This window comes from Thermomicrobiales bacterium (genome assembly GCA_023954495.1).
In the GTDB taxonomy this organism is placed as follows: Bacteria; Chloroflexota; Chloroflexia; order Thermomicrobiales; family CFX8; genus JAMLIA01.
In genome coordinates this window covers 1-13,169 of record JAMLIA010000012.1, presented here as the reverse complement: position 1 = coordinate 13,169, position 13,169 = coordinate 1, and the positions used below count along the sequence as shown (strand labels likewise).

10 protein-coding genes are annotated in these 13,169 nt (G+C 62.6%); 7 read left to right on the top strand and 3 right to left on the bottom strand.

The window, feature by feature from the left end; all coding sequences use genetic code 11:
• Positions 1-4: 4 nt before the first annotated feature.
• From M9890_03890 to M9890_03880, 3 genes are all read right to left on the bottom strand, one after another.
• Positions 5-1,063, bottom strand: coding sequence for a rod shape-determining protein (locus M9890_03890; protein ID MCO5176102.1), 1,059 nt, complete (start codon positions 1,061-1,063; stop codon positions 5-7).
• Positions 1,064-1,266: 203 nt separating this feature from the next.
• Entirely contained in the window at positions 1,267-2,931 is a 1,665-nt protein-coding gene (locus tag M9890_03885) for a LysM peptidoglycan-binding domain-containing protein (protein MCO5176101.1), read from the bottom strand.
• Positions 2,932-3,335: 404 nt separating this feature from the next.
• Complete coding sequence (locus M9890_03880) at positions 3,336-5,420, bottom strand: ABC transporter substrate-binding protein (GenBank protein MCO5176100.1); 2,085 nt, start codon at positions 5,418-5,420, stop codon at positions 3,336-3,338.
• Between the two features lie 272 nt (positions 5,421-5,692).
• Here M9890_03880 and M9890_03875 point away from each other — a divergent pair, with 272 nt between their 5' ends.
• The 7 genes from M9890_03875 to M9890_03845 form a co-directional block, all read left to right on the top strand.
• On the top strand, positions 5,693-6,739 hold the full coding sequence (locus M9890_03875; protein ID MCO5176099.1) for an iron ABC transporter permease: 1,047 nt from the start codon (positions 5,693-5,695) through the stop codon (positions 6,737-6,739).
• On the top strand, positions 6,739-7,806 hold the full coding sequence (locus M9890_03870) for an iron ABC transporter permease (protein MCO5176098.1): 1,068 nt from the start codon (positions 6,739-6,741) through the stop codon (positions 7,804-7,806). The genes M9890_03875 and M9890_03870 overlap by 1 nt, the downstream gene beginning before the upstream one ends.
• A gap of 6 nt (positions 7,807-7,812) precedes the next feature.
• A complete protein-coding gene (locus tag M9890_03865) occupies positions 7,813-9,450 on the top strand; it encodes an ABC transporter ATP-binding protein (GenBank protein ID MCO5176097.1) in 1,638 nt (545 codons plus the stop codon).
• Between the two features lie 33 nt (positions 9,451-9,483).
• Entirely contained in the window at positions 9,484-10,317 is an 834-nt protein-coding gene (locus M9890_03860) for a (2Fe-2S)-binding protein (GenBank protein ID MCO5176096.1), read from the top strand.
• Positions 10,318-11,291: 974 nt separating this feature from the next.
• Positions 11,292-11,699, top strand: coding sequence for a RidA family protein (locus M9890_03855; protein ID MCO5176095.1), 408 nt, complete (start codon positions 11,292-11,294; stop codon positions 11,697-11,699).
• Complete coding sequence (locus M9890_03850; protein MCO5176094.1) at positions 11,699-12,694, top strand: LLM class flavin-dependent oxidoreductase; 996 nt, start codon at positions 11,699-11,701, stop codon at positions 12,692-12,694. Before M9890_03855 ends, M9890_03850 begins: the two co-directional genes overlap by 1 nt.
• 212 nt (positions 12,695-12,906) lie before the next feature.
• Positions 12,907-13,169, top strand: a 263-nt coding sequence (locus M9890_03845; GenBank protein ID MCO5176093.1) for a hypothetical protein, incomplete at its 3' end; no start/stop codon positions are given.

The window sequence follows — 13,169 nt, the reverse complement described above, 5'->3', positions numbered from 1 at the left end:
GGACTCAAACCCCTCGCCGGAGTTCCTGGCCGCTGGCCAGCGCCCTGGAATACAGATGCAACGCCTCGGCGACCCGCCCGGTTCCGCGCGCCACGCACGTCAGCGGATCCTCAGCTCGACGCACCGGCATGCGCAGCTCGGACTGCAAGCGGCGATCCAGCCCCAACAGCAGTGCGCCACCGCCGCCGAGGATGATGCCCTGCTCCATGATGTCGGCGACGAGCTCGGGCGGCGTCTCTTCGACACAGGTCTTCACGGTATCGACGATCATGTTCACTGGCCCACTGATCGCGTCGCGGATCTCGACGCTAGAGACTTCGACTGACTTGGGCAGACCGGTCAACAGGTCGCGGCCGCGCAATGTCACGCGGCGCTCTTCTTCCAGCGGATAGGCTGATCCGGCGGCGATCTTGGCGTTCTCCGCTGTCCGCTCCCCGATTACGAGATTGTGGTCGCGGCGAGCGTACTGGATGATCGCTTCGTCGATCTCGTCACCGGCGACGCGCAGCGAATGATTGACGACGATGCCACCCAGTGAAACGACCGCCACCTCAGTTGTGCCGCCGCCGATGTCGACGATCATGCTGCCGACCGGCTCATTGATCGGCAACCCTGCGCCGATCGCCGCCGCCATCGGCTCCTCGATCGTGTACGCCTCGCGAGCGCCGGCAGAGAGCGCCGCGTCCTTGGCTGCGCGCTTCTCAACTTCGGTTACGCCAGACGGAATGCCGATGACGACACGCGGGTGCGGGGCCATGATGCGCTGAACGTGAACCTTCTCGATGAAGTAGTGCAGCATTAGCTCGACCGTGTCGAAGTCGGCGATGACGCCATCCTTCAACGGTCGCACCGCGACGATCGCTTCGGGCGTCTTCCCGACCATCGCCTTCGCCTCAACACCAACGGCCAACGCGCGCTTGGACTTGGTATCGATCGCGACGACGGAAGGCTCAGAGATCACGATCCCTTTGCCTCGGACGTAGACAAGCGTATTTGCGGTCCCGAGGTCGATCCCCAGATCCCGACTGAAGAGGCCAAAGAAGTAGTTCAGGGGCCGGATCATCGTGCGGAAACCTCAGAATGATCGCCTCATGAAGGCGAGGTCAGCATCAAAAAATCCGCGTCAGATCGCGGAAAACAGGTACCGTCCACGTGGAGGGCACCGCAGAAGTCTATCACGGCGTATTCGGGCAGCACGCAGAAATCGGCACAAGCGAGACGGCTGCTGCCGGTCTCGCTCGTGCCCACCTCCCTGGTACCCCAGCGTTATGGCAGGTATTGAAGTGGGTTCTCGTAGATGCTGTTGTGCAGCACCACGAAGTGAAGGTGCGGGCCGGTCGACTTGCCCGTCGAGCCCATGCTTCCGAGCCACTGTCCCTGGCTGACGCGATCGCCTGCCTTCACTGCCGGAGGCTCGACCATGTGGCCGTACCACGTGACGTAGCCGTTCTCGTGGTCAATCGCTACGGCGTAGCCCAGGCCGAACTCGTTCCAGCCGGAGAAGGTCACGACGCCACCATCTGCAGCAACGATCGGCGTCCAGGCGACGTTGGCGATATCGAGGCCGTTGTGGCCACCGCCGAACTCAGTCGTAACGGTTCCGGTGACCGGCCACATGAATGTTCCCGTTGCTTCAGCCGCACCCGTCGCCTGAGCCGTCTCCGCGAATGGGTCCTGGGCCGGTCCAACATCGACACCGCCCTTGCCACCGGCAGCGTTGGAGAGGTCGACCGTCGGAATCAGGATCTGCTGTCCGACCTGCAGCGTCTGTCCGGCGGACAGATTGTTGAACGGGAAGTTGATGATGACGTCTGCTGCGACGTTGTAGGCTGCGGCGATCGTCTCGACGCTTTCGCCCGCCTGTACGGTGTAGAGAATACCGTCTGCCGGCGGGATGACCAGCACCTGATCCGGGTAGATGAGGTAGTCGTCCGGCAAGTCGTTCGCCACGGCGATTGTGACCGGATTCAGGCCGTAGAAGCTGGCGATCTTCCACAGATCATCACCCTTGGCCACGGTATAGTGCGCAACTGTCGGACGACTCACTGGCCGGGCATTGTAGATCGTGATAGTCGAGCCGGGTTGCAGATCGGCACTCGACGCCACGCCGTTCTGAATGACACCCGTGATTGCCGATGTGTCGACATCAAACTGCGCCGCGATAGATTCCAGCGTGTCGCCGTCCTGGACGGTGTAGGTCACACCATCGACGACTGGGACCGAAATGGACGTACCACCTTCGAGCGGGGCCGTCGGATCGTCGATGTCCGGATTCGCCCAAACGAGGGTCGAGACGTTCAGTCCCCACGTCCGTGCGACATCCGCCAGCGACTCACCGTCGTCAACGGTCTGCGCGACGATCGGTGCCTGCGTCCCATCGGTGCCGGGTGCAGATGATCCGGTCCCGGTCTCGCCCTCACCGACTTCGCCTTCGCCATTGGTGGCCGTTGAGTCTGCCGTTGCCTGGCTGGTCGAGCCCGCCACCGCAGATCCGCCAGTCGGGCTGGCCTCAGCGCCGCCTGCACCTGGGCGCTGTGTGGCTGAGCCGTTGGTCTCGGTTGTCGACAGGGCGGATGTGCCAACGGTGCTGGTCGCTGGCGGGCTGTTGTCATCAGTGCCAAGGAGCTGCCAGGCGGCGAACGCTGTCACCGCGAAGAGCAGCAGAGCCACCGGGGCTAGCTTCATCCAGCTCGGCGTTGTTGAAAAGACTTCCTCCAACGAAGCGCCAGGTCGCACATCACCAGCCGCGTGTGCAGCAACTGCCGCGCGTTCAGCGCCGCCCGGGAATGGCAGCGGGAAATCCGGCGACTCCGGCGACCACTCGAACTGCGGGATGAACGGCGTCAATGTCGTCGCTCCGGCCAAGCCGCCCGAACGCGATCGGCCGGTCCCGCTATCCGGATCTCGCGATCCCCAGTCTCGTAGGTCCACTCGACCACTCCATCCCCAGAGCATCAACCCCACACGATGTCGTTCGGGGCGACGTCTCCGCACGGAATATGCATCAGAATCGGCGTCGTCTTCACGCTCCATAGGGTGTACGGACACCCACCACGAGGATAACACCACGCATGCGCATGGTCAATTTTTCCACGATGTCACAGATCGGGATGCGTAGCACTGATGAAAAGCCGATGCAGACGGGTCTCGCGTCGTTGACACGCCGTTCATCACCGACTACGTGTCACAGGCGTCCCGACGGATACCGTGTTCCGCTGATAATACGGTGGCTGTCAACGCTTTCGGCGTCATTGCTGTGGAAATGGCAAGCGGCGTGCCGGTCAGCACGCCGCTTGCGGGATTCCGATAGGTGAACCTTGCCTGCCTCGTGAGAGTCAGACGAGGTTTGCGTCGGCATCGCGGATGATGCCGGCGAGTTCCCTCATGGTCGGTGCCAACTGCACGTAGCTATACGGTGCACCGGCGTACCACGGTCCGATCTGCCCCGCCGCCACAGCCGGCAACGAGGTCCACGTCCCGATCGAATCCAGCTCACCAAGCTGATCGATGGAACGCGCATCAACGAGGATCAGATCTGCGGGATACTTGTTCGCCTGCTCCCAGCTGAGGATCTCCCAGTAATCGTCAGTCTCTGGCTCGACCAGGTCGAGACCAAGATCACGCCAATACCACATGTCGATCATGAAGTCGGGTGAGGCTACGTAGATCTCTTCCGGAGTCGGCGATATGACAATGGCCTTCAGGCCCGGGTTCGATGCGATGGCGTCCTTCAGTTCTGCCTCGGCGTCGTCGAAGTCTGACTTTATGGCGGCTTGCTCCGGGGAACTCAGATCAACGCCGAGCGCTTCAACAAAACTCTCGAAGCGCTGGATCTGAGTCAGAACGGAGACACCCTGCATGGTGAATCCGAGCGTCGGCATGATCGCCTCAACCCGCTTCTGCTCGTCAGCGGAGAGATACCAGAGGGCGGTGCCATCTGGCGTCAGGTCAACGTAAATGTCGGCCTTCAGGGCGATCAGCTTCTCCATGTCAAGCGCGCCGTAGTCGCCAACGTACTCGACCTCGTCGAAGTTGATGTCACCGGCCTGGAAATCCGTCGGGCCGTAGACGCCGACCGGCTTGAGACCGAAATCCCATAGCACGGCGGCCGATGTCGTCTGAGCGACGATCCGCTTCGGTGCTTCGGCCAGTGACACGGTGACGCCGCGATCGTCGGTGAACGTCCAGCCGCCGGATGGCGAATCAGTCGCTCCAGAGCCAACCTCAAGGCCGACGAGCGTCGCCTCAATGTCATCCATGATCAGCTCGGCGGCACGATAGCCGATGCCGGCCATCCAGACATCGTCGCTGACAACCATGAAGTTGCCGGCCTTGACCGCTTCGAGCCCGGTCCAGAGCGGACTCGACAGCATCTGCTGGGCGAAATCGTCCTGCTCGCCAGCATACGGGCTGACATAAATGAAGTCAGCCGGTGCCGATGCACCGATCGTCTCGAGGCTCTGGTTCAACAGAGCGAAGTCATCGACGTTCTGCGATTCGGGACGTGGCAAACCCAGGTCGGTCAGCAGTGTGCCGCTATAGTTCGCCCGCTGGTAGTAGCGCAGGTTGTCTGTGAGCACCCGAACGATGGAGACAGTCGGACGCGGGTTTGGCAGCTTGGCGTTGAGGTCGCGGACGCGCTCCTCGTACGCTTCGATCACCGTTGCGCCCTTTTCTTCGAGGCCGAGCGCAGCGGCATGCAACGCGAAGTTCTGCTTCCAGACGACACCGGTACTAATGCCGAACACGGTCGGCGCAATCGCGGCCAGCGTCTCATAGATCGCTTCGTGGCGCACATTGGTGGAGAGGATCAGGTCCGGCTTGAGTGCGGCAATCGCCTCAATGTCGGGCTCGCTCAGCTGGCCCAGATGCGTTGCATTGTTAAAGGGTGCCTTGAGATGCTCGGGCAGGAACTCCACGTCGTAGGTGAGCGTCCCAACCGGATTAATCCCCAGATTCACAACGGAATCGAACTCACCGCTGTCCAGCACGACAACCCGCTCTGGCTTGGTCGAGATCTCCGTTTCGCCATTGGCGTGGCGCACGATGCGCGGGAAGACACCTGGAGCAGCATCAGTGCCGAAGTCGTCGTACGCGGCAACCGCAGCAGCGTGAGGCACGGCACCTTCGGCAGTCGAGACCGCCGCCTCCGGCACCGGCGGAGCGCCAAGCTCTTCAGGCGGAAGCGGGATGAGCCGGAACGTTGTCGCCACTGCCTCGCTCGTTGGCGATGTAGCAGTCGTTGGTGACGCTGTGTCGGCAGCGGTTGTTGGCTCGGCAGGGGCTGTGGTCGCTGTCGCCGATGAGCCGGACTCGTCGTCATCGCCACCGCATGCCGCCAGACCGGCAGCCAGCAGCAAGCCACCCGGGATCGCAGCCAGCAGCTTCCGCCGACTGAATCTCCGTCCTCCTACGAACACGGATCTTTCCCTCTCACTCATCAGGTTCTCTGAATCCCTCTCACTGGCACGCATGATGGCCACGGTCATGGCCGCCTACGTTAAATACCCGAGTAATATAGTCTGATTTGTCGGGATTTACAAAGGAAACCCAGCCACGCCCGTCGCCAAGATGGCAATACACGTTGCGCCGGGTCATCGGTTCGGCATATCATAGCCGAGTAGCGTGCTCGGGATTGGTCGTCGAACTGGGGAGACGATCGCAGAGTAGCTTACGGGGGACCGGGAAGCGAATGCAGGGAGTACAACCAGCTCAGCCGCTGGCGCGCGTCAATGGCGCTGGCATTGCCTGGCGTAGTCTCGGCCTGGTGATCGGCCTTGCAGCAGTTATTATTGTTGGCCTGCTGAGCCTGCGCATTGGCTCAATCGACATCAGCACCCGCGATGCGTGGAACGCGCTCTTCAATTACAACAGCGACGTCTATAACGAGACCGTCGTTCGGACGCTCCGGCTGCCGCGAACAGTCATCGCCATCGCTGTCGGTGCCGCGCTGGCCATTGCCGGCACGACGATGCAAGGTGTCACGCGCAACCCCCTCGCCGATCCGTCTATCCTCGGTGTCAGCAGCGGCGCGACCTTTGCAGTCGTCACCGTGACCTACTACCTGCACCTCAGCACACCATCGCAGTACGTCTGGTTCGCGTTTATCGGCGCACTTGCGGCGTCGCTGCTCGTGTTCGCAATCGGGTCGACGGGCCAGGATGGCGCATCACCGATCAAGCTGGCGCTGGCCGGCGTCGTCCTGTCGGCATTCCTCGGCTCGTGGACGAGTGCATTGCTCCTGCTTGATGAGAACACGCTGGACACTGTCAGATTCTGGCTGGCCGGCTCCGTCGTCGGGCGCGATCTCGCCACGTTCTGGTCGCTCGCACCGTTCCTGATCGGCGGCAGTCTGGTTCTGCTGTTCCTCGGTCACCAGCTGAATGTGCTGGACCTCGGCGATGACTCGGCCCGGGCGCTCGGCATGCAGACCGGTCGCATCCGCCTGATCTGCTCGGTGCTGGTCGTGATCGTGGTCGGCGCAGCCGTCTCGATCGCAGGCCCGATTGCGTTCGTTGGGCTGGCAACACCGCACATCGTGCGCTCGATTGTCGGACCGGACTACCGCTGGGTTCTGCCGTACTCAGCGCTCGCCGGTGCCCTGCTGCTGACCGTCGCGGACATCAGCGGACGCATCCTGCTCCGGCCGTCAGAGATCCAGGTCGGCATCATGACGGCACTAGTTGGCGCACCATTCCTGATCTATCTGGCGCGTCGTACGGTTATGGAGCGCGGCTGATGGACGGCATGAATCTCAGCCAGCCCGTCGGCCCGTCGCAGCGCGCGCGACACCGGGTCGTCCGCACCCGCTACTTCTCAGCGCGCTTCAATGGCCGTGTGCTGCTGATGGCCGGACTCACGCTCATGCTGCTCGCGGCAGTCGGGACATGGGCGATGACACTCGGCAGCTATCACATCGCGTTCCTCGATGTTGTGAAGGCAGCAATCGGCGACGGTACTCCTGATCAGGAGCTGATCGTCCGCAACCTGCGCCTCCCACGAGTGATGTCAGCCATGTTTATCGGTGCCAGTCTGGCCATGTCCGGCGCGATCTTCCAGGGGCTGGTTCGCAACGCGCTCGTTTCTCCCGACATCATCGGCATCGAGACCGGCGCAGCATTGGCTGCCGTTTTCTGGATCGTCACCAGCCAGGTACAGGCACTCCTGCCGGTGGCGGCATTCATCGGCGCAATAGCCACCGCGACGCTCATCTACGTGCTCTCGTGGAAGGGCGGCATTTCGCCATCTCGCCTGATCCTGGTCGGCATCGGCATCGGTGCCACGCTCAACGCAGCGATCACAATGATGATCGTCCGCTTCCCAATTGAGATCGTGCGTCCAGCCGTCGTCTGGCAAATGGGCTCGCTCTACGGCAGTACCTGGGGCGATGTCCGCATGCTGGCGATCGGCTTCGCGATCCTGACGCCAGTGGCGATTGTGCTGACCTGGCCACTGCGCACGATGCAGCTCGGCGACGATGTGACACGCGGACTCGGCATGCCGCTGGAGCGCACGCGCCTCGGCCTCATCGCCGTCGGCTGCGGCCTGTGTGCCATCGCGACGGCACTCGCTGGCCCGATCGGTTTCGTCGCCCTGATGGTCCCGCACATGGCCCGCATGATTGCCGGCCCACTGTCGGGTAGTGTCATGGTGTTCTCGGCTGTGCTTGGCGCCTGCTTCCTGCTGGTCGCCGACGTAATCGCGCAGCACTTCCTGCCAGTTTCTCTGCCGACCGGGGTTGTCACTGCCGCCGTCGGCGCGCCGTATTTCCTGCTGTTGCTGTACCGCTACAACACACGGATTTAGGTGGACATGGATACTCTGCAATCGACAAATCTGACGCTGTCATACGGAGCCGATCCGATCGTGATCGATCTCTCGACCAGCATTCGCAAGGGCGAGATTACAACGATTCTCGGGCCGAACGGGTGCGGCAAGTCGACATTGCTCCGCGCACTCGCCCGCCTGATGCGACCGGACGGCGGCTCGATCCTGCTCGATGGGCAGGAGATCCATCGCCTGCCAACCCGCGAAGTCGCCAAGCGCATGGGTCTGATGCAGCAGCAACCGATTCCGCCAGATGGCATCACGGTTGAGAACCTCGTTCGCCGCGGTCGGTACCCGCACCAGGGGTTCCTGCAGCCACCTTCACAGCAGGACAATGACGCGGTAGCCAACGCGCTGAGCCTGACCGGCATTGAGGACATCAAAGACCGACCGATCGACCAACTCTCCGGCGGCCAGCGCCAGCGCGCCTGGATGGCGATGGCGATCGCGCAGGACACGCCGCTGCTGCTGCTCGACGAGCCGACCACCTACCTCGACATTCGCCACCAGATGGAGATCCTCGAGCTGGTCCAGCGGCTGAATCGCGAGGCCGACCGGACCATCGTCATGGTGCTGCACGACGTGAATGAAGCAGCCCGGATCAGCGACCGCATCATCGCGCTGCGGGACGGCCGCATTCTATGCGACGGTGCTCCCGCCGACGTTCTCGACGCGCAGATGCTGTCCGATCTGTACGGCGTCAACTGCGATGTTTTCATGCACCCGCTGACGGACGCACCCTTCTGCATCCCGCAGAGCGCCGTTGTGGATAACTCCGCGCCTGCCGCTCTGCACACCGATGCGACCGGCTTCGATATCCGCTCGATCTGCACAGGCTACGGCAAGCGCATTGTTCTGGATCAGATCTCGCTCACGCTCCCGCCGGGTAAGTTCACCGCGATCATCGGGCCGAACGCCTGCGGCAAGTCAACACTGCTACGCACCTGCAGCCGCCTGCTCAAGGCGAGCAAGGGCGAGGTGCATCTCGATGGCTGCGACATCTGTCGCGGCTCACACCGCAAGTTCGCCCGCAAGTGCGCCCTGCTCACCCAGGGACCAACGCCTCCGGCCGGATTCCTCGTCGAGGACCTCGTCTCAGCCGGTCGCGCGCCGTATCAGTCGATCTTCCATCAGTGGCGCTCGGATGACGAGGTCGCCGTGGAGGCTGCGCTGGAGCGCTGTGCGATCGGTGCGTTGCGGGATCGCGACATCGACACACTGTCCGGCGGCCAGCGGCAACGCGCCTGGATGGCGCTGGCCCTGGCGCAGGACACGCCGGTGATGCTACTCGACGAGCCAACAACCTTCCTCGACATCGCCGCGCAGATCGAGCTGCTGGACCTCGCCTGGGCGCTGAATCGCCAGGAAGGCCGCACGATCGTCGTCATCCTCCACGATCTCAATATGGCCGCGCGCTACGCCGACCTCGTCGTCGCGCTGAAGGACGGTCGAGTCGTCTCCAGCGGCGCGCCGGAGGATGTCATGACAACTGACACTGTCCGCGAAGTGTTTGGCATCGAGTCGACGATCATGACCGACCCACTGACCGGTCGACCGCTAGTCATGCCCTACTCAGTCGCCGGATCGGACACGCAGGTCGCCGACGAATTGCTCGTCGGATAGTCGGAACCCGGACCCATGAGGAAAGGCTCAGTCGTGCAGACTACCAGCAACGAGGCAACCCGTTCGCCGATCGAGGAGACAATGGCCAGGGCAGCAGAGAAGGTGCCCTACTTCTCGGCGAGCTTCGGTAAGCCCGACGAAGGCATGATCTGCGCGCGCGACGTGATCCACGACCCTGCGATGGTCACGTCCTATCTCGATTATGTCGAGGACGTCTACGAGATGAGCGCAGGATTTCGCCAGATCGCGGCGAGCTTCCTTGTGCTCGGCTATTTCTGGCCGCCGATGCTCGGCGCGGCTGCCTGCATGTTGCTCGAACGACGCGTGCCTGACCTCAGTACCGCCCACACCTGGCTCAACATCAAAGGCTACGGCGTGCGCTTCTCATCCCGCCGCTTCTATGCGCTCCCGGATGACCCCGACGCAGCCCACCCCGACGCGACGATCCTGCCCGATGTTGACGCCCTGCGCGATTACATCGCATCTTCATTCACGGACGAGCACGCCGAGCCGATGTTCGCGACGTTGCGCACGGTCGCACCATATGGCGTCAACGGCATGCGTGCGAATTACGTCGATCGCATGGTATCGGCACTGATCTGGATGGGCGACGTTATCGGCGATCCCGCAGTTGTCGAAACTGAGGTCCCGGCGTTCGTCAACCGCATGACCGACAAGCGCCGCGCCGCCGTCGTGCCGATCGCACACGACGGCAAGCTCAAGATGCTGCAGGTGCGCTCAGGCTGCTGCCTGAACTACCGGCTGCCGGGCCGCGAGAAGTGCGAGACGTGCAGCCTGCTCCCTATGGACGAGCGCATCGACCGCTTCCGCGCATCGCTCGTGCAGGAAGCCTCCGCCGCCGACTAGGCACCAGCCAACCTTTCCCACGCGATCCGCCCTCCGGCAGACTGACCGTGGGTCGCAGAATGAGCCGCTGCACGTCCGCGGGGGAGTGTCGCCTCACGGCGATGACAGCGCCAGCGCTGCCCTATGAAGGTATCGGCGGCGGCTCGCTCGCCTGACAAGACCACTGCGCCCAACGACCCAACGCGTTGTCAATGCCAAGTCGCCCGATCCGACAGCCATCACCATCACCTGTCATCTTGAGGTCGCAACCGAAAGATCTCCCACCCGTTCGACGCAGTCCAACGCAGGAGAGATTTCTCGGCTGCGGCCTCGAAATGACAGGCTAATGAGGATGCTGCCGTGGGCAGCTATTCGACACCTTGACGCTGACAGCTCACTCAGTAGGTTGTCAACGCCAAACTGACTAGTCGGCAGCAACCCATCGTCCCTGTCATTTCGAACCGCAGTGAGAAATCTCTCCTGCGTTTGAGGCAATCGAATGGGGGAACGGATTCTTCACTGAGTTCAGAATGACAGAGGAGATAGTGGCTGTCGCACACGAGGACATGACCAGCCAGCGCCTGCCTGTCCGACCGGCAGCCTGCCACAATGTAGAAGCGTATCGCATACGCCCGGCCGAATCCCCGGCCACGTCGGTGCGTGCCTCCTGGTCAGGTTGGCTATTGTCCCTGCCGGACAGAGTGCGCTGGTCAATGCGACTCAGTGCCGTGGCTGCGCCTGCGTGATGGACCTGCCGGGGATATTCTCGGCGCGGGCATTGGGTTTGGCTGCGGGTTTGGGCTTCTTCGCCTTGCGCGTTTCGCGGCCCTGGCGGTTGCGGCCCTTCATCTGCTGCTCCCTCCGTCGTCATTGCGGTACGAGCGTGGGTGCCATAGCCCGATCATAGCACTGCGTTGAGCGCGTGCAAGCTGCAATATGCGGCAGTCGTGGGATACTCGCGCTTTGGGATACGGCTGATCGGACGGGAGCGAGATATGGACTCAGATCGCCGGATTGTGTCGTCGGGGACGATCTGGGAAGAGATTGTCGGGTTCTCGCGGGCAGTGCGCGTTGGGCAGGTTGTTCACGTCTCCGGCACAACCGCAACTGATGAGGCCGGCGAGGTCGTTGGCGCTGGCGATCCGGCTGCGCAGACGGACTACATCATCCGCAAGATCGAGCGCGCACTCGTCGACGCCGGTGCCGCGCTGGCTGACGTCGTGCGTACGCGCATCTACGTCGTTAACGCCGACGACTGGGAGACGATTGGCCGTGTCCACGGGCGCTTCTTCAGTGCGATTCGTCCCGCGAATACGCTCGTTGAGGTCAGCCGACTCGTCGGCGATGAGTACCTGGTCGAGATCGAGGCGGAAGCCATTATCCCTGCGGATGCTGAACGCTGATGCGCTTCTCGCTGCGGCTGAACAACGATCTGCCGATCGCCGACTACGTCACCCTGGCGCGCGCTGCTGAAGCGGCGGGCTTTGACCAGTTCTGGGTGAGCCACGATCTGTTTCTGCGCTCGGCACCGGTGATCCTGGCGGCGGTTGCGCAGGCGACGAGCCGGATCGAAATCGGCTCCTGCATCCTGAACCCCTACTCGATGCACCCATCTGAAATCGCGATGGCTGCCGCGACGCTTGATGAGCTAAGCGGCGGTCGCTTCAATCTCGGGCTGGGTGCCGGGGCTGCCGAGTTTCTCAAGTGGGTCCACATCGAGCGCGATCGCCCGCTGGCCGCCACGCGTGCCGCGATACTGCAGATCCGCTCGGTGCTGGACGGCGAGGCCGCGCCGAGCTGGGAGCCGGAGGCGTATTTGCGCTTCGGCAAGCGGCCCGGCAATCGCCGTATCCCGATCTATCTGGCGGCGATGAGCCCTCGGATGCTGCGCCTGTCTGGCGAGCTGGCCGATGGCGCGCTGCCGTTGCTGTTCCCTCCGCAGCATTACGCTACCGTCGCGCCGTATATCGCGGAGGGCGCTGCGTCAGTCGGACGAGGCATGGACGAGATCGATCTGGCGGCCTGCATCTGGTGCTCGATTGCTGAGAGTCACGCCGACGCAGAACGCGTTTTGCGCGACAAGATCGCTTACTACGGCCACGCCTTGAGTCCGCTCATCTGGGATCGACTCGGTGTCCTGCAGGAAGACTTTCGTCCGCTTGAGCACGCGCTGATGACCGAGCGCGATCCTGAGCGTGCTCGTGCGCTGGTTGATGAACGGATGCTACGGATCGGCATTGTTGGCACAGCGGGCGAACTGCTGCCGCAACTGGAGTCGCTCGTAGACATGGGTGCGCGCCATATCAGCTTCGGTCCGCCATTGGGCCCGAGTCCCCTTGCCGCAGTGGAGGCAATTGGGCGTATCATCATTCCGGCAATGCGTGATGCATTTCGGTGAGTGATGTTGAGCATGCGGCGTTTGTCGGCTATGCTAGTGACCGGAGGAGTTCTCAGTCTGTCCTGAGCGGCAGGTCCGTCAACCTCAGCCGAGTACTGGGTTGGGTCTCGGCTGGATGAACGTGTCGCGTGTGCTAGACTGGGCCATCTGATTCACCGTTCTGCTTCACATTTCCTTGGTGGTTAGTCGTCGCGGGGAAAGGTTAGTGGGGAATGGTTCGTCGCCTTTCAGGCCGACGGTCCGGTAGTGGCCAGCGTAACAATCTGTCCCGGGTGCTGTTCTTCGTCACAATGACGATGATGACGCTGCTTCTTACGGCTTGTGGGGATGCACCACAGTCGACGCTTATCCGCAAGGGTGATGCGGCAGCCAGGATCTGGGATGTCTATGGCTTTCTCTGGATCGGCGCAGCAGTTGTTTTCTTTTTGGTTGAGGGATTGTTGGTTTACACCATCATCCGCTATCGCAGGGTGCC

Coding starts and splice junctions, on each gene's coding strand:
- M9890_03875 (MCO5176099.1), top strand. CDS start 5,693: ATGCAGGGAGTACAACCAGCTCAGCCGCTGGCGCGCGTCAATGGCGCT.
- M9890_03865 (MCO5176097.1), top strand. CDS start 7,813: ATGGATACTCTGCAATCGACAAATCTGACGCTGTCATACGGAGCCGAT.
- M9890_03850 (MCO5176094.1), top strand. CDS start 11,699: ATGCGCTTCTCGCTGCGGCTGAACAACGATCTGCCGATCGCCGACTAC.
- M9890_03855 (MCO5176095.1), top strand. CDS start 11,292: ATGGACTCAGATCGCCGGATTGTGTCGTCGGGGACGATCTGGGAAGAG.
- M9890_03870 (MCO5176098.1), top strand. CDS start 6,739: ATGGACGGCATGAATCTCAGCCAGCCCGTCGGCCCGTCGCAGCGCGCG.
- M9890_03890 (MCO5176102.1), bottom strand. CDS start 1,063: ATGATCCGGCCCCTGAACTACTTCTTTGGCCTCTTCAGTCGGGATCTG.